Annotated in this window: 13 protein-coding genes and 2 pseudogenes; 12 read left to right on the forward strand and 3 right to left on the reverse strand. The window is 39.1% G+C overall.

Going from position 1 to position 17744, the window contains the following annotated elements:
- Positions 1-228 precede the first annotated feature (228 nt).
- Positions 229-2342 (forward strand): annotated as a pseudogene (locus SKA34_RS06485) (alpha-galactosidase).
- Between the two features lie 312 nt (positions 2343-2654).
- Positions 2655-4025 (forward strand): melibiose:sodium transporter MelB, encoded by a 1371-nt coding sequence (gene melB / locus SKA34_RS06490; protein WP_006644696.1) that lies wholly within the window; start codon positions 2655-2657, stop codon positions 4023-4025.
- Between the two features lie 56 nt (positions 4026-4081).
- On the opposite strand, the gene SKA34_RS06495 is transcribed toward melB, so the two are convergent.
- Entirely contained in the window at positions 4082-4396 is a 315-nt protein-coding gene (locus SKA34_RS06495; RefSeq protein WP_006644697.1) for a helix-turn-helix transcriptional regulator, read from the reverse strand.
- Between the two features lie 869 nt (positions 4397-5265).
- Here SKA34_RS06495 and SKA34_RS06505 point away from each other — a divergent pair.
- From SKA34_RS06505 to SKA34_RS06510, 3 genes are all read left to right on the forward strand, one after another.
- Positions 5266-5853 carry a hypothetical protein gene (locus SKA34_RS06505; RefSeq protein WP_006644698.1) on the forward strand — a complete coding sequence of 196 codons (588 nt, stop codon included), beginning with the start codon at positions 5266-5268 and terminating at the stop codon, positions 5851-5853.
- A gap of 145 nt (positions 5854-5998) precedes the next feature.
- Positions 5999-6346, forward strand: a complete 348-nt coding sequence (locus SKA34_RS22830) for an AraC family ligand binding domain-containing protein (protein ID WP_083784347.1) — start codon at positions 5999-6001, stop codon at positions 6344-6346.
- Between the two features lie 42 nt (positions 6347-6388).
- A complete protein-coding gene (locus tag SKA34_RS06510) occupies positions 6389-6709 on the forward strand; it encodes an AraC family transcriptional regulator (protein WP_157044454.1) in 321 nt (106 codons plus the stop codon).
- Positions 6710-6913: 204 nt separating this feature from the next.
- Here the strand turns inward: SKA34_RS06510 and tpx are convergent, their stop codons facing one another.
- The gene (tpx, locus tag SKA34_RS06515) at positions 6914-7417 is read right to left on the reverse strand and encodes a thiol peroxidase (RefSeq protein ID WP_006644700.1); all 504 of its coding nucleotides are present in this window, start codon (positions 7415-7417) and stop codon (positions 6914-6916) included.
- 466 nt (positions 7418-7883) lie between these two features.
- Here tpx and SKA34_RS06520 point away from each other — a divergent pair, with 466 nt between their 5' ends.
- Positions 7884-9413 (forward strand): methyl-accepting chemotaxis protein, encoded by a 1530-nt coding sequence (locus SKA34_RS06520; RefSeq protein ID WP_198138483.1) that lies wholly within the window; start codon positions 7884-7886, stop codon positions 9411-9413.
- 390 nt (positions 9414-9803) lie between these two features.
- A pseudogene (locus SKA34_RS06525) lies at positions 9804-10835 on the forward strand (hemagglutinin); the annotation flags it as partial.
- 1 nt (position 10836) lies between these two features.
- Here SKA34_RS06525 and SKA34_RS06530 read toward each other — a convergent pair.
- A protein-coding gene (locus tag SKA34_RS06530) for an IS3 family transposase (protein ID WP_086004105.1) occupies positions 10837-12014 on the reverse strand; the annotation gives its coding sequence in 2 pieces (ribosomal slippage) (positions 10837-11756 and positions 11756-12014; 1179 coding nt in all).
- Between the two features lie 61 nt (positions 12015-12075).
- On the opposite strand from SKA34_RS06530, the gene SKA34_RS06540 reads away from it, so the two are divergent.
- The 5 genes from SKA34_RS06540 to SKA34_RS06560 all read left to right on the forward strand — a co-directional run bounded on the left by SKA34_RS06540 (position 12076) and on the right by SKA34_RS06560 (position 17673).
- Positions 12076-12330, forward strand: a complete 255-nt coding sequence (locus SKA34_RS06540) for a nucleotidyltransferase domain-containing protein (protein WP_006644703.1) — start codon at positions 12076-12078, stop codon at positions 12328-12330.
- Positions 12331-12936: 606 nt separating this feature from the next.
- On the forward strand, positions 12937-14364 hold the full coding sequence (locus SKA34_RS06545) for a TolC family protein (protein ID WP_006644704.1): 1428 nt from the start codon (positions 12937-12939) through the stop codon (positions 14362-14364).
- A 5-nt stretch (positions 14365-14369) separates the two neighbouring features.
- On the forward strand, positions 14370-15347 hold the full coding sequence (locus SKA34_RS06550) for an HlyD family secretion protein (protein ID WP_006644705.1): 978 nt from the start codon (positions 14370-14372) through the stop codon (positions 15345-15347).
- A 1-nt stretch (position 15348) separates the two neighbouring features.
- Entirely contained in the window at positions 15349-16521 is a 1173-nt protein-coding gene (locus SKA34_RS06555) for an ABC transporter permease (protein WP_006644706.1), read from the forward strand.
- Positions 16522-17673: an ABC transporter permease gene (locus tag SKA34_RS06560; protein ID WP_006644707.1), complete on the forward strand. Its 1152-nt coding sequence runs from the start codon at positions 16522-16524 to the stop codon at positions 17671-17673.
- Positions 17674-17744: the final 71 nt, after the last annotated feature.

Below are 17744 nucleotides of genomic sequence, written 5' to 3' on the forward strand. Positions count from 1 at the left end.
ATTTTTTATATTCAATATTTTGATGGGGAGCTAATTTTTTTGATTTTTATCGCTCTGGTAAGGCTTTTTACTTTCTATTAATGCTGAGATAAGAAGATTATCATTTTCGTTTTCTTTAAATAGTAAATGTTGGTTTGGTAACGTTTCCAGTGTTTGGCGTTGCTCACAGATTAAATTTCATTTTTCCTTATTATGCTTATTACTTCCGTTTTAAGGTGTAGCAAAGTGATGGATAAAACATTAATTGAGCTCGTTGGTCACCAGACCCAGTTAATCGTAGAGTTAGGGGAATACGCAGAAATAGTGCATTGGGGTAAAAAGGTGAGCGGAGCCCATGCCGGTTTCCGCCAAGCTTTATTACGCCCTGTGCCATATGGTCGATTGGATAATGATGTTGCAATGACATTACATCCCGAGCTTGGGCGTGGTGTCTTTAGTAGCCCTGCATTGGAAGGACATCGTAATGGTCAAGATTGGGCGCCAGTGTTTACCATTATTGATGTTGAGCATTACTCAAATGGGATAGTGATTAAGAGTTAAGATAATAATGGAGGTCTTTGTCTCAAAACGGAGCTATTCATTGATCGTCATGATGTTGTAAAAACACGTCATACCCTCACAAATACCAAAGTTGGCATTTATCAAATAAATCGCTTTGCAAATACATTACCACTTCCTGAAAGAGCCAATGAGATAATGACTTATTACGGCTGTTGGGTTAATGAATTTCAAACGGTTAGAGCCCCTTTAGCTCATGGTGGCTATCAACAAGAAAACCGACGCGGCCGTACATCTCATGAACACTACCCTGCGTTGGTTACTGGCTCGAAAAGCTTTGGTGAAATGAGTGGTGATGTTTGGGGATTCCATTTCGCTTGGAGTGGTAATCATCGCTTAAGAGTCGATGTTAAGGCTGATGGTCGAAGGTATATGCAAGCTGAAGTGATCTATCTTCCTGGCGAAGAATCACTTGAAAAGGGAAAAAGTATTACTACTCCTTGGTTGTATGCAACTCATAGTTTTGAGGGCTTGAATGGGATGAGCCATCACTTTCATTCACATATTCGAGAGTACATTTTACCTCGCAGCTTTAAAGAGAAGCCTCGTCCTATTCATTTAAACACATGGGAGGGTATCTACTTTGATCATGATCCTGAGTACATCATGTCAATGGCCACCCAATCTGCAAAAATGGGAGTAGAACGATTCATCATCGATGACGGTTGGTTTAATGGACGAAACGGGGATAAAGCAGGTCTTGGTGATTGGTTTTTGTGTGAGTCAAAGTACCCAGCAGGGCTGAAACTTGTTGTTGATCACGTTAATCAATTAGGGATGGAGTTTGGTTTGTGGTTCGAGCCTGAAATGATAAATAAAGATTCAGATTTGTTTCGTGCGCACCCTGATTGGCTACTCGCTGTAGAAGGATATGAACAACCGACTGGACGCAATCAATATGTTATTGATCTTCAGAATAATGATGCGTTTAACTATTTGTTTGAAAGGCTCGATTACTTTTTGTCGAGTTATAATATTGCCTACATCAAGTGGGATATGAACCGTGAAGTGGTTCAGCCTGCTCACTTAGGACACGCTGCTGGTCATAATCAAACGTTAAGATATTATGATCTAGTGGATAAAATACGATTGCGTCACCCAAGCGTTGAGATTGAATCATGCGCCGCAGGTGGCGGACGGATTGATTTTGAGGTGTTGAAACGTACACACCGATTTTGGACATCTGATAATAACGATGCGCTTGAGCGTCAAACGATACAGCGCGGTATGAGCTATTTTTTCCCGCCAGAAGTGATGGGATGCCATATTGGTGCGAGCCTTTGTCACAGTACTCGTCGACGCCACAATATAGAATTTCGTGGGTTAACAGCACTATATGGCCATATGGGAATCGAGCTTGATCCTGTGAAAGAAGATCAAAAAGAAAGGCAAGGCTTTGAACGTTATATCAATTTACATAAAAAATTACGCCCATTATTACACAGTGGTAGAACATGGCGTGTGCCTACTGATGATGACTCTCATCAGATCCATGCCGTAGTCGCAACAGATCAATCTGAAGCGATTGTTATCATCTCCCAGTTAACCATCCAACGCATTCCTTGAGCGGTTGTTTACGAATTCCAGGGTTGGATGAGCAAGCGAAATATCGAGTGTCAGTGTTAGATCATCCTTCAAATTACGATGATATTGTTAACTACCAGCCCCCATGGACTAAATTAGGGTGTGAATTATCGGGGGAGTGGTGCAAAGAAGTGGGGTTAGCAATGCCGATTCTTGATGCTGAAAGTGCAATGTTAATAAGATTTGAACGCCTTAACTAGCTCTCTTTTATATGATTAAGCCGCAGAATTTTCCTGCGGATTTTTTGTTTTATTGGAATCGTTTCCAGTGAGGTTATAAACAAATTTTATCTTTATTATTGATTTATAAAGTATTTTTTAATACATATTGCTTATTTATCGCTCGTCATCACATTTTTAATCATTCCATGCAAACGTTTCCAGTAAGGGGTTTCTGATCACAGTTTGCATCTCTGCGTGTCAGTAGCATAGGCGTCGAAAACAATAAGAGACGTCGACGCTACTCATTTTAATTTAGAGAACGCATAGCTGTACGATATACAGGGAACATTTATGTCTGATAAAATTACGCTACAAACCAAGCTATCTTATGGCTTGGGTGCACTAGGTAAAGACTTTGCTTGTGCGCCAATATATACTTTTCTTATGTTCTATTTTACTGACGTAGCAGGAATATCTGCCGCTTTTGTTGGTACTATTTTTCTTGCTGCACGTATAGTAGATGCTGTTACAGATCTATTAATGGGCGTAATTGTTGATAACACGCGCTCTAGATTTGGTAAGTTCCGACCATGGATAGTAATAGGTACAATTTTAAACTCTGTAGTATTAATTGCTCTTTTCTGTACTCATATGTTCGAGGGTACTTCCCTTTATATTTACGCTGCAGCTGCATATATTCTATGGGGATTAACTTACACCATTATGGATATTCCATATTGGTCATTGATCCCGGCTTTGTCTAGTTCTCGCCCTGAACGAGAAAAATTGGTTGTTTGGCCTCGTATCTTTGCAAGTTTTGCATGGTTTATTACAGGTACTTATGGACTCCATATTGTAGGCAAATTAGGCAATGGTGACCAAGGGGCTGGCTTCTTAGATGCGGCAATGTTAATTGTTGTTTTGTTTATTCTTAGTGCTTTCCTTGTTTTTCGTAATGTAAAAGAAACAGCGAAAGTCGATACTACAACTAAAGCAGAACGATTTAGTTTTAAAGATGTTCTTTTAGTAATTGGTAAAAACGATCAGTTAAAAGCCCTTATTGGCTCTATTCTCTTCTTCCAAATGGCAATTCTATTAATTGGCGGGGCAGCAATATACTACTTCACTTATGTACTTGGAAATAAAGATCTGTTTCCTGCATATATGATGGTGGCAGGTATTGCTGAAATTGTGGGTATATTCTTATTCCCTCGTATTGCGAATATGTTACCGCGTCAATATTTATGGCCAATTGCTGTAGGCTTCCCTGTGGTTTCATGCCTAATATTATATTTCATGGGCTTATTTGTTCCTGGGAATATCGTGATGATTGGCGTAGCGGGGGCAACAATTAAATTTGGTAATGGTATTGCTAATGGATTATCAACAGTCATGTTAGCGGATGTTGTTGATTATGGAGAATATAAGACAGGTCGTCGCAGTGAAAGTATTATATTTTCGGTGCAAACAATGTTGGTGAAATTTGCAGGTGCAGGCGGCGGTTTTATTGTTGGTATTGGACTATCACTTGTGGGTTACGTACCGAATGTTGAACAGTCTGCGCATACTATGATGGGAATCGAGTTTATGATGATTGGTCTTCCTGCAATGATGATGTTGATCAGTGGCATTATATACCGTCGATACTACCGTTTACATGACGGCTTTAATAAAGAAGATTTCGAAAAAGAAGAGCAAGAAGGAAAAACTGTTTCAGCATAATACTTCTGCCGAAATCGAGTCATTAAAAAAGGTCTGCCAATATTGGCAGACCTTTTTTATTCTGGTTTAGCAGTCGTTGCGTCAGTTTTGTTCGCGGAAAGAGCCACATAGCGTTGTTGCAGCTCTGCCAATAACTCTAGGGTGTCAAACTGATCTAAAGAAGGACGGTCACCTGCAAAATACATAATGCTTTTATTAAACATCTTTGATAATTCGAGCAGTGTATCTAAGCGTGGTTGAGTTCGACCATTCTCTAAGTCTAAGTAGGTTTGTCTTGCTATCTTAAGGTGTTTAGCGGCATCGACTTGTGTCATGCCATGCTCTTCACGGGTTTGCTTAAGCAGGTTGTGAAAGGAGGAAGGATTATTCATTGTTATATTATTTCATTCTCTACGATGTCGGACGGCAAGATTGTATAGATAAACAACAAGTTGAAAAATAGGTGAAAGTAATTTTTATGTCATTAAAAGTGAGTCTGGAAGGGGGCACTAATCATACTATATAAGCTTCGTGTTTAATCGACTGATTACGCTTTTATCGTTATAATTATTTATTACTATTAGGTTTTTTTACTCGTTTTTGAGGCGTAGTGTAGCTCGTTCATCGCTTGTAGTAGGCTGTCGTCTACTCAAGACTTTCGTAAGAATGATCTAAGAAAAACGTAACGACTTTGTATTAACGTTACTGTTTTTCTGTAATTCAACGCTTTAATCTTTTAATTTTTATCTTTATTCCTTTCTTCAAAAAATGTTCTAAAGTCGAATTTAGTACAATTATCATTACTCATTAATGCTGGGTTACTAACGAGTGTACAATGCTTTTTATCGCTTACTGAGTCTTTTTTATTATGGCTACTGCAACCAATTAACACGAATATTAATGCAGTTAGAGTTATTACTTTTTTCAATTAAGACTCCTTACTTAATATTGCTTCTTATAATATAAAAAATATTAACCTTATGATTATATAACTTAAATTCCACACTGACGCCCTAGAAGTATATATTGCTTGTCGGTTAAGTGCTACGGCATCTAAAGGTTGTTTTAAAGTTATAAATCACTTCAAAAATCGATTTCTATTTAATTTTCTTTATACAGCTTACTTTACATAATTGAAGTGTTGATATGGTGGTTTTTAAAGAGGATAAATTGGCGCTAGCTCAACAGTGGATGTCGTAAGATATAAAACTAACAGGAGAAAAAGTATACATAATATGGTTTCCAACCACGGAGGTATATTATGAAATTAAAATATTTATCAATACTGGCTATTACCAGCGTCGCTACTTCATTGCTTTTAACAACAGGTGTTCAGGCACAAGGAGAAAATCAGCTTGAAAAAATACATTCATCAATTCAGTTTAAAAAGAGTGAGCCAATTGTAAGTAGTAAAGTCTATGAGCCAAGTCTTACTGTTGAATTCAAGGATAATGCATACCCTGAAACCAACCAATACTTGACTAAGTTATTTAAGGCATTTTTAGCTTCAGATCAAAGTGAATTAAAGACTATGCTTACAACTGATTTTACTCAAAAATTTGGAGGAGAAGAAAATCGAGGGAATGCTTTCATACAACATGCATCAACATTAAGTAAGCAATTGAAGAGTATGGATATTGTATTTGAAGATGTGAACATTGACAGTGATGGGACAATATCTGAAATACATACAGTAACTGCAACAAAATTAAATGGTAAATCTGCAATATTGAAATTGTATGCGTTCTACTACTTCGATAACACTGGTAAACTTAAGAAAATCGATGAGTTGTCTACACTTTTACATGGTGCGAAAGCAGATCGTGATCTAGGTTCGCGAACAAGTTAATATCCTGGTGAACTGTTTTGGGTGACATTGTTAATTTTGGTGTCACCTAAATTGAAAGTTTTTATAACCAATAAAATAAAGCCTATATTGATTTTTGAAAAATTAACTAATTCAATTTGTAAAATTGGATAGATAAGGAGGGGGTTTGGAAGATAAACGACTAATTCTAAAACACTTTGAGTCACACAAATCAGAAAGGGAAATTCATAGCCATTCTTATTTACATTTGGTCTATGTACATAAAGGGTGTCAAATTCTATATACAGATCAGCATAGCTTATTATCTATGCCTGGGACTTTAGTATGCGTTCCGTCTAATACTCCGCATCGAGCAGATTTTCTTGAAAAGTCACAGATGTCTTTACTCCGTTTACCTTCAAATTTTAATCTAAATATCAATGAAATATGTATATTGAAGGTCTCTCCGTTTGTCACACAGCTATTTAACCTTTGGGAGAGTAAATTATTTAAACCTAGTTTATTTGATGAATAAGTAGATGTACTAATCGATCAATGTTCTCGTTGTGTGCCACTAGTGAATCCATTGATTGCCAGTGGAAGTATGGATAGACGGTTATTTTTTATCATTGAAGCGCTTTCTGATAAACCCAATATCAAAATGTCTATTTCGAAATTATCTGAGCAAGCAGGAGCTTCTGTTCGCACGCTAAACAGACTATTCTTATCTCACTTCAAAGCATCTTTTAAAGAAATCAGAAATAAAGTTGTCATGGAGAGAGCTGAGCAAATGATGAAAAAAGGTATTAGCGTCACCGACATAGCATTTGAGCTTGAATACTCGAGTATTTCTGCTTTTTCTACCGCTTTTAGTAAGTATCAAAAACAAAAGTATTAAAGATATATTTTCAGAAAGACTTATTTTCTTTATTTGTTTTTTAGTTGAATAAATAAAAGGAATTAAAAACTCTGAATAATATCTTTCTTATCTTTAACATATGGCTGTAAGGTTTTTGTTAAGGTGATTTAAGAAAAACTCAATAATTGTGTATTCAGTTCCAAAATACAAAGTGGCCCCTTAAGAGCCACTTCAATTTTTATCTTATTTTTGTAGCGCTGCGATTGCTGCGTCGTAGTTAGGCTCATCAGTAATTTCTGCTACTAGTTCAGCATGGATCACAAGACCTTCCTCGTTTAGTACAACAACGGCACGAGTGGCTAAATCACGAAGTGCGCCTTCAGCTAGTTTAACGCCGTATGCTTCTGCAAATTCTGGACTACGGAATAGAGAAGCAGTTTGAACGTTCTCAATACCTTCTGCTTCACAAAAACGACCCGTTGCGAAAGGCAAATCAGCAGAGATACATAGCACAACTGTATTTTCTGTATTTGCTGCTTTTTGATTAAATGCTTTCACACCAAGCGCACAAACGGGTGTATCGATGCTTGGGAAGATATTTAAAACAACTTTTTTACCTTTTACTGAATCAAGCGTGATGTCAGAAAGATCAGCGCCGCAAAGTGTAAATGCTGGTGCTTGAGTACCTAATACTGGGAATGTACCTGCAAGTTGAACAGGTGAGCCTTGGAATGTTACTTGAGTCATTTTTTACTTTCCTTTTATATAGCACGTAAATGACGTGCAACTTTTTATTCACACACTATATACACAGGAGAATAAATTAACAGTGCCCTATCGCATATTTAATCAAGGTCATACCACTAGGTTATTTTTTGTCTTTTCAGTCGCTTTACATCGAGGGGCAGACTGATTATTTAATAGACATAACTCATCATTAAAAAACGCGATAGCGACTTAATTTCTTTTTTGTAAGCACACAAGATGTCGCTCTTTGTTGATATTGTGATAACAGCATAAGTTTGAGCGTATTTGTTAAAGTTGTTGCGACTTTTACAGATAACGTAATTGAATGGTTACATCTTGTATTGCGAGATTAAATATTCAGTTTGGGCTATCAATGATGAAGATTTACAAATTTTGTTGATAAAGATTCACAACTTGCGTTGAGACAATAATAATGAAAAAAATAATCCTATTAGCCGTTTGTGCCATGTTTGGCATTGCCGTTATGGCGAGTATGGCATCGACCTACTTTATATCCAGCCAAAATATAGACAACATCATCCTCGATAAATCTCAAATACAGGCGGAATTCTTAGCCAAAAATGCAGGGTATATTCTAGAAAATTCCGAGACACCTAAAAAAGATCTTCAAGCATTGGTTGATGATTTGAAACAACGTCCTGATGTTAGCTATGCCATTGTTATCGATAATAATGTTACAGCTGTTGCACATAGTGACAAGCAAAAGCTAAACAAAAAGTATGATGATGCGTATACCGTAGACGGCGCGACAAAAGGCGTACAACAATATTCCAAATGGTATGCTGATGTACAAAAGGTATGGGTGTTCGACATTATGGCGCCAATCTATGTGAATGGTCAGCTTTACGGCACATTTGATATTGGCATTCCCATTACCGAAGTAAGCCAAGCAACCAATGGCATTATTACTTACCAGCTGGGTTCGATGATTGTGATCTTCGTACTTTGTTTAATTGTGCTATCTCTACTGCTCAATAAATTAATGCGTCCACTATCAGTACTTAAAGATGCATTGCATGATATCTCGCAAGGTGATGGCGATTTAACAGTGCGCTTACCAATAAAAGGAAATGACGAAGTTGCCCAGATCTCGTCAGCGTTCAATGTATTTGTTGAAAAAGTACATGGCATTATTTCCCAAGTGGTCAATTCTGGCGTGGAATTAAATGGTTCTGCCATTGCATTACGTGAACAGTCACAGCAAGCACTCGCGAGAGGACAAGAGCAAAATGAACAGACCATGCTCGTTGTGACATCAATGAATGAAATGATTGCCACGGTTAATGAAATTGCATCCAACGCCGCGAACGCCGCAGATGCAGCAAGCATGGCAACAAATGAAACCCAAGAAGGGTATAAAACGCTACAACGAACAACAACGGCCATCTCTAACCTAGAAAATGAGATGAACAGTACTTCAAATATCATCATTGTTAGCTTGGCGGATAATACGCAATCTATAGGTACGATTCTTGAAGTAATACGTGGGATCTCAGAGCAAACCAATTTACTGGCATTGAATGCGGCTATTGAAGCAGCAAGGGCAGGAGATGCTGGGCGAGGGTTTGCCGTTGTTGCTGATGAAGTGCGTAATCTTGCAACGAAAACAGCCCAATCAACAGATGAAATCGATGCCATGATCCACCAGTTACAAACAGAAGCACAGAGCGCGGTAGGTTCAATGAGTAACAGTAAGGCACTGATTAACGAAGGGGCTACCGAGACAGAGCATGCGCGACAAGCGCTTGAATCAATCTCACAGCAAGTAACCACCATTTTAGATATGAACACCCAAGTGGCGACAGCAACTGAGCAGCAATCAACAGTGGCTAATGAGATCAACTTGAATATGGATACGGTTAGTCACTTGGTTAAACTTGGTTTGAACGCCAGTGAACAATTAGAGGTATCCAGCCAGCAACTAGCAGACTTATCGCAAACGCTTGATGAGCATGTTGGGGCATTCAAAATATAGTAAGGATGTTCGGTAAAAGGCGACGTTAAGTCGCCTTTTTTATATTTATTAATCAGAAGGTTAATGTTTTAAAAGTATTTTATATTCAAATGATTAATAACTTTCAAAAAAGGTAATTGTGACTATTTGTCTATTTCAGCATGCCTATATGTGTAATGGGGTTAATTTAACTTATTGAATATAAATTAAAATTATGGAATGACCAGTGAATGTTACATTTATGTAAAATTATTATTACATATGTTACAGGTATAATTTTGCTCGTATGCTTGTAAGGCATTTAAATTATAGACACTCTTGATGTGCAAATTATTGCTTTTGAATATCCATATTTAGGCTTCCTATAAAGTCGTTGGGAAGTAATAATTTAATTAACATCAGGAACCAAACATGAACTTACAACGTCAAACAAGCTGCAAGATAGCAGTGCTTCTTGGTACATCTGTTGGCTTTTCGGTACATGCCGCAGAAATGGTAAAGGTTAATGATAATAAATTCCTCTTACAGAGCCTTAGGGCACAATCTACAAGTATTACTCCATTAGAAACGGGCTTTTCTGAAATAAAAAAAGTTGTCTTACCAAACGGGAAAACCAAAGTCCGGTATCAACAGACCTACTTAGGTGTGCCTGTCTTTAATACTTCTGTTGTGGCAACTCTTTCTAACAATAAACCATCGGATGTTTATGGTTTGATGGCGAAAGGGGTCAACCGCGATTTGCCAAGTATTACGCCTAAATTAAGTGAAAAAGAAGCAATTTTAGCTGCTATTACTTCGCACCAGCTCGTTGCTAATAACAATCATAATATTGAAAACAAAAACGCTAAGTTAATGGTAAAACTTGATGATAACCAAACGGCAAAGATTGTTTATCTCGTTGATTTCTATATCGCCTCCGAACATCCTGAACGTCCATTTTATATTGTTGATGCAATAAATGGCGTTATTTTAGAGCACTGGGATGGATTAAATCATGCTAAAGCCTCAGGCATGGGCCCTGGCGGTAATATAAAAACTTCTGAATACATTTATGGTTTTGATTTTGACGGTCTCCCTATTAGCAAGGTGGGGACAACGTGTACGTTAGAAAATGCTGCAGTTAAAACCGTGAATTTAAATAATGCGACCGAGGGTAATACCGCTTATCAATACAATTGTATTGATGATGATAACTACAATTATTTTAGATATGTAAACGGTGCTTTTTCGCCGCTTAACGATGCACATTATTTTGGTAATGTTGTTTTTGATATGTATCAAGATTGGATGAATACATCACCGTTAAATTTCCAGTTAACAATGCGTGTTCATTATGGCTCCGAGTATGAGAATGCATTTTGGAACGGATCTTCAATGACATTTGGAGATGGTAAAGATCGCTTCTATCCACTTGTTGATATTAACGTAAGTGCCCATGTAGTGGTCAACTAAAATTGGCCACGGTTTTAGAGTTTTCCCAATATAATCGTTCTGATTCGTTGGGAGTTAGGCCGCCATTATATTGATGCGGCCTGAGTTGACAGTAATACCCGATAATGTAGCGGATGATCTCTTGTTGAGCTTCAGCAAAACTACGATAACCCACTGTTGGCACCCATTCGGTCTTTAAGCTTCTAAAGAAACGCTCCATTGGTGCATTATCCCAGCAATTTCCTCGGCGAGATAAACTCTGTTTTATCTTAAAACGCCACAGTAATTGACGGTACTTTCGACTTGTATAGTGGCTACCTTGATCGCTGTGGAACATGACGCCTTTCGGCTTACCACGCGACTCATAAGCCATTGAAAGAGCTTTGCCTGTCAGACTGGAATCAGGTGATAAAGACATCGACCAACCAATCACTTTGCGGGCAAAAAGATCAATAACAACCGCTAAATACATCCAGCGATTTCCTGTCCAAATATACGTAACATCACCAACCCAAACTTCATTTGGGGCGGTAACAGCAAACTGTCGGCCCAAGTGATTTGGAACCTCAACATGTTCTTGAGAAGCCTTTCTGTATCGATGCTTTGGCTGTTGGCAACTGACTAAACCAAGCTCTCTCATGAGTTTTGTTGCTCGGTATCGGCTCAGTTTTAAACCCTGATTTGTGACTATATCTGCAATAGTCCTCGCTCCCGCAGAGGCGTTGCTTGCTGCGTGGGCCTCACTAACTAAGCTGCGAAGTTTGACTGTTTCCGCCCTAATCGCTGTTGGACGCTTTAGCCAATAGTTATAACTACTTCGATGAACATTGAAGACTTCGCATAATGTTTTTACGCTATAGCTCTGCTTGAGTTTCTTGATCATCAAGAATTGTTCAGTGAGTCCGACATCAACAGAGCCGTGGCTTTTTTTAATATTTCATTATGCTCTTCAAGACGAGCTAACTTCTTTTTTAATTCCCGAATTTCTATTTGCTCAGGGGTCATAGGCGAAGCTTTTGGCGTTTTGCCTTGTCGTTCTTGTTTAAGCTGACGAACCCATTTATCCATCGTGGATTTACCCACATTCATGGCTTGGGCGGCTTCTGCCACTGAGTAATTTTGATCAATCACTAACTGTGAAGCCTCGAGCTTGAATTCTGCGCTGAATAGTCGTCTTGTACGATTTGTCATAGTGTCACCTGTTAACGTATGAAGTGATGATATCACCTCTAACTAAGTGACCAAATTCACTATGCCACTACAAGCACTGCAGTTCTATGATGCATATATGTTTGGCTCAACTTTAAGTGGAGTGGGACATGATATTGACATTCTTATTGTCGGCCCGTCCGGTGATACTCTTTCAACCTTAAAAAAAGAGATTGCTGATGCAGGAAAAGAGCTGCCTTTAGATGTGTTATATATGCAACCATCAGAGGCTATTGAAACTAATTTCGTCAATAGTGAGGGTTGTGTCAAACTATCGGTACTTGCATCTAGTCCCTAAATAAAAGAGCTAGCATAAACTATGCTATTTGCTGGATAAATCTGCCCAAGCGGGTTCTCCTCGTTTAGAGCTTTAGAACAGTATCGATACTCAAATTAAGTAAAAACCTAAATCACTTCTGTCCAGAAGTTAGCTAGAACCCCCAAAGAAGCCAGTTAAATAAATCCCAAAAAGTATCAATCCTAGTCTCTGACAGTCGCTAAACAAATCGGATTCAGATAAGATCTAATTATCACTGATGAAAGTTAGATAATGTAATAACGAATACCGTAAAGAATTACGATCTAACTTTTCTATAGAGCGCCCTAAAAATAGTTACAAAATTAGATAAAAAGACAGAAAGTTAGATAACTACCTTGTAGCCCTTATTCCATATAGGGTTTCTAACTTTTCAATCTAACTTTAGGTTAACTGTGTTTTTTATATCTTTAGTAATAAGAATAACGCAATAAGAGTATGCTGTTATTATTAGGATTATCTTAATAATATTTATACAGTTTATCGTTAAAGCAAGACGACTCTATACATAAAAAACTGTTTTATTTTAGAGTTATTGCTCTAGAATGAAAAAAGCATTAAGAAAAACTGGTATCAAAGGGTTACCTTATGAGAATAAAACCATTTATGGTTAAACCACTGGCTATCGCCTTGCTGGCGATCACGCCTAGTATTTATGCATCACCAATTGCGTTCAGTGATGCGTGGCATACTGTCGTGACAAAGAATGATGGTTTGGCGGCTGGACGTTCAAGTGTTGAGCAAGCGGAGCACATGCAAGATGCGGCAAGTGACTTATATCTGCCAACTGTGACGATTGGCGCTAATTACACCCGTTTGGATCAAGATGTAAAACTGTCACCTTCAGATTTGTTCGGCAGTATGCCTGCATCTTCTACAGCAGCAGGTCAAGAATTAACAAAAATTATTGCCGAGCTTACTAAAGTAACAGGCCTAGACCTTAATTCTGCACTAACGTCAACGATTGAAGATCGTGATGTGTTAACCAGTTCTGTTCGTGCTATTTGGCCTATTTTCACCGGTGGTCGTATCAGTGCGGCACAAGATATTGCTAAAGGACAAACGGAAGAAGCGAAATACATGCTTGCCATGATGCAACAGGCTAAGTTTGAAGATTTATCCCGCTTTTACTTTGGCGTTGTTTTAGCAAAAAATGTTGTCGAAACACGTAAAGAGGTTGAAGTAGGGCTAAAACGTCATTATGAGCATTCGCTTAAACTTGAACAACAAGGTCAAATTGCAAAAGTTGAGCGCCTACAAGCAGAAGCGGCTTACGATAAAGCGAAAGTTGACGCACAAAAATCAGTGCGTGATTTAGAAATTGCACAAGTTGCGCTAACAAGGTTACTACAGCAATCGAGTACCACAGCACCCACTACCAACCTGTTTATCAATAGCTCTTTACCGCCTATGTCGGCGTTTATAAATAAAACGTTAGCAAGCTACCCTGGTTTACATATTTTGGATGCTAAGCGTAAACAGGCAGATGGCTTAATTGATGTAGAGAAAGGCAAATATTACCCAGAAGTGTATTTGTACGGGGATTATAACCTCTACGAAAGCGATTCTCTTGCCGCTAAAATGGCACCTGATTGGGCTGTGGGTATTGGTGTCAGTGTCCCGCTTATCGACAGCTCTGGCCGTTCAGGCAAGGTAAAAGCGGCGCATTCGATGGTGACACAAGTGAATCATTTACGTGCGCAAGCCGAACAAGATCTGACTGTGTTAGTCGAGAAAACCTATCGAGAAGCTAATCAAGCAGTAGAAGAATATAACGGTTTACAATCGAGTCTTGCATTAGCAAAAGAAAATATTCGTCTACGTGAAAAAGCATTTAGCCAAGGGTTATCAACGTCACTTGATGTGGTTGACGCTGAACTGTATTTATCTGCCGTTAAAACCCAGCGACTTGCTGCGGCCTATCAATATGTTATGTGTTTAACTCGTTTACTTGCGGTAAGTGGTGAAATGAACACCTTCAATAATTATCAGAAATATCAAGGTATAGAGGTTTAATTGTCATGAGTAAGTTGAAGTCTATAGCAGTAGCGGTTCCTGTAATTGCTGTTGTGGGTTGGTTGGGTTATACCTTCTGGCATGCTTACCAGCCTCAGCCTGAACGTATGCAAGGTCAGATTGAAGCGCAGCAATACAATATTTCTTCAAAAGTGCCAGGACGTATTGATCAAGTACTTGTTCGAAAAGGTGATGAAGTTAAACCGGGACAACTTATTTTTACCATTTTAAGTCCGGAAATTAATGCCAAGTTAGAACAGGCGAAAGCGGGTGAGCAAGCGGCTGGTGCGTTGGCAGAAGAAGCTGAAAAAGGCGCGCGACGTCAGCAAATTGCAGCAGCAGAAGATCAGTGGCGTAAAGCTACGGCAGCTGCGAAATTGATGAAAACGACTTATGTCCGTGTGAATAACCTTTATAAAGATGGCGTGATTGCAGAGCAAAAACGCGATGAAGCTTTTACACAATGGCAAGCGGCACAATATACCGAAAGTGCAGCATACCAGATGTATGAAATGGCCAAAGAAGGTGCACGCGTAGAAACTAAACGTGCAGCTCAAGAGAAAGTTAAAATGGCAGCAGGGGCAGTGGCAGAAGTGGAAGCGTATGTTGCTGATACCAAGATCTCTAGCTGGCACCAAGGGGAAGTTTCACAAGTGTTGCTGCACGATGGTGAATTAGCACCACAAGGTTTCCCTGTTGTGAATATTATTGATATTAACGATGCGTGGGCTGTCTTTAATGTGCGAGAAGATAAGCTAAAAGATTACCAAGAAGGTAAAGAGTTTAACGTAACCATTCCTGCACTAAGTGATAAAGCTTATTTATTTAAAGTAACACACGTTGCGGTAATGGGTGATTTTGCTACGTGGCGTGCAACAGATACGGCGAAAGGCTTTGATATGCGTACGTTTGAAGTGGAAGCTCGTCCAACACAACCAATTGATGGCTTGCGCGTAGGCATGAGCGTGATTGTAGAGCAGTAATATGAATAGCTTTCAGTATGTGAAGCAAGAATGGCGAAACATATGGAAAGATGGCTGGTTACGAGCATTAACACTGTGGTTACCTGCCGTGTTATTTCTCACTATGTGGGCTATTTTTTCTACGGGTATAGCGCATAACTTACCTGTTGGTGTTGTCGATCTTGATCATAGCCAGTTGTCTCGTCATTTTACTCGTTATGTGGATGCAAGCCCGACAATGGCTGTTACACGTCAATTCACGAGCCCAGATCAGGGTAGTGAAGCGATGCGAGCCAATGAAATCTATGCCATGGTGGTGATCCCAGATAATTTTGAAAAAGACACAAAGCTTGGTTTTTCGCCACAGATCACCACATTTTATAATGGACAATTTATTTTAATAGGTAAATTGATCAGCTCTTCAATGCTGCTTGCCGAAGGCACATTCAATGCAGGGGTTGAAACCGTTAAGAATATGGCGACAGGGGCACCAGTACCATTGCAAGCGATGGGGCAAGCCGTTCCTATTCGTGGGCAAATTACACCGTTATTTAACAGTAATAGCCATTATGGACAGTTTTTGGTTTCTTCCATTATCCCGTCTATCTGGCAGATCTTGATTGTTGCAACAACGGTGTTAGCTATTGCTCATGAAGCGAGAACACAAGGATTATGGAAGTGGTTACAAACATCACCTGTTTCTAAGTTATTAGGTAAGTTAGCGGCCTATACGGGTTTATTCCTTATCCAAGGGTTGCTGTTCTTGTGGTGGATGTACGTAGCGCTTGATTGGCCTATGCATGGTGATTGGTCTATTTTGATTGTTGCGCAATTGTTAATGGTGCTGGCGTGTCAAAGTATGGGGGCTTTTCTTTATTTTCTTGCAATGGAAGTACCGCGTGCAATGAGTTTCGTTGCGGCATTTACAGCACCGGCTTTTGCCTTTATGGGGATCACTTTTCCTGCCACTGATATGCCGATGATTGCAAAAATGTGGCGTAGCTTATTACCTGTAAGTCATTATATTGAACTGCAATTACAGCAAGTTGATTATGGTACTGGTTGGTATCAGGCATCTCATCAATTGTTTATTCTGGCGTGCTTTATGGTGGCTCTTGTGATGGCTGTGGTGCTGATGTTAGTTCGTCGCCGAAAGGCGTTGGATAAACATCCTATTGCGAAAGGGGAAGCATAAATGAGCTGGTTAAGTTTATTTAAGCATGAGTTAAAAGCCATTTTTACGAATGTTTCGTTGGTGTTTACAGTATTTGGTGGAGTGGTTTTCTACTCTTTTCTATACCCGTTACCTTATACCAATGAGCTTCCTCGTGATCAGAAAGTTGCCGTAGTCGATCTTGATCAAACTCAGATGAGTCGTGAATTGATCCGTATGGCAGATGCCACACCACAGGTTCATATTACTCAACATCTAGGTAGTATTGATGCGGCTAAACAAGCGTTACTTGATCGTCAAGTAGAAGGGATTTTAGTGATCCCCCATGATTTCTATAAAGATGTAATGTTAGGGACTAGCCCAACACTGGCATATTCAGGTAATGCGGCGTTGTTCTTGGTATACGGTACGATTGTAGAAGGATTAAGCGCTGCAGGTGCCGATTTAGGTGTAAAGGCGAAGATTAACCATCTTGTTTTAAAGGGTGACAATTTCGTTCAAGCAACTGAGCAATACAGTGCGATGAAACTCAATATGCGTCCTGTGTTTAACGTAACTATGGGTTATATCAACTACGTAGTGCCAGCGGTATTTGTACTGATATTGCATCAAACACTATTAATTGGTGTCGGCATGGTGGGCGCATCTGAAAACGAGGCTCGTGCTGCGGGTAAAACCGGTTACTGGGCTGAATATCCGGTATGGATGATTATGGCAGTAAGGGCGTTTATTTTTGTCGTGATTTATTTAGTTTTAGCCGCTTACTATTTTGGTTTTACCTTTACCTATTATGGGGTAAATCGATTGGCATCAATTCCTGATCTCCTTTCCATGACGGTAGCCTTTTTATTAGCGGTAATCATGTTGGGAATGGTATTAGGACAGTTGATTCCACGTTGTGAGTTAGTCACGCTGGTGGTGCTATTAAGCTCATTACCTCTGGTGTTTACCGCAGGCTTTATTTGGCCAACCTCTGAATTGCCAACATTACTACGAGAGTTAACCCAGTTAGCACCGTCAACGGCTGCTATTAATGGTTTTCTTGGCTTAAATCAGATGGGCGCAACCTTTGCTCAAATGATTGGCTGGTGGCAGCAATTATGGTTACAAGCATTAGGTTTTGGTGCTTTAGCATTTTGGTTAATGTCACGAGCACGAAAGGCAAATCGTTAAGCCAATAATAATTCAGCAAAAACAAAAAAGGTCACCATTAGGTGACCTTTTTTATATCAACAGCAAACTAA

This window comes from Photobacterium sp. SKA34 (assembly GCF_000153325.1).
GTDB lineage: Bacteria > Pseudomonadota > Gammaproteobacteria > Enterobacterales > Vibrionaceae > Photobacterium.

Excerpts from the sequence above, each read along its gene's own strand:
- SKA34_RS06520 (WP_198138483.1), top strand. The coding sequence starts at position 7,884 with ATGTTTGGCATTGCCGTTATGGCGAGTATGGCATCGACCTACTTTATA.
- SKA34_RS06550 (WP_006644705.1), top strand. The coding sequence starts at position 14,370 with ATGAGTAAGTTGAAGTCTATAGCAGTAGCGGTTCCTGTAATTGCTGTT.
- SKA34_RS06545 (WP_006644704.1), top strand. The coding sequence starts at position 12,937 with ATGAGAATAAAACCATTTATGGTTAAACCACTGGCTATCGCCTTGCTG.
- SKA34_RS06540 (WP_006644703.1), top strand. The coding sequence starts at position 12,076 with ATGCCACTACAAGCACTGCAGTTCTATGATGCATATATGTTTGGCTCA.
- tpx (WP_006644700.1), bottom strand. The coding sequence starts at position 7,417 with ATGACTCAAGTAACATTCCAAGGCTCACCTGTTCAACTTGCAGGTACA.
- SKA34_RS06560 (WP_006644707.1), top strand. The coding sequence starts at position 16,522 with ATGAGCTGGTTAAGTTTATTTAAGCATGAGTTAAAAGCCATTTTTACG.
- SKA34_RS06555 (WP_006644706.1), top strand. The coding sequence starts at position 15,349 with ATGAATAGCTTTCAGTATGTGAAGCAAGAATGGCGAAACATATGGAAA.
- SKA34_RS06495 (WP_006644697.1), bottom strand. The coding sequence starts at position 4,396 with ATGAATAATCCTTCCTCCTTTCACAACCTGCTTAAGCAAACCCGTGAA.
- SKA34_RS06505 (WP_006644698.1), top strand. The coding sequence starts at position 5,266 with ATGAAATTAAAATATTTATCAATACTGGCTATTACCAGCGTCGCTACT.
- melB (WP_006644696.1), top strand. The coding sequence starts at position 2,655 with ATGTCTGATAAAATTACGCTACAAACCAAGCTATCTTATGGCTTGGGT.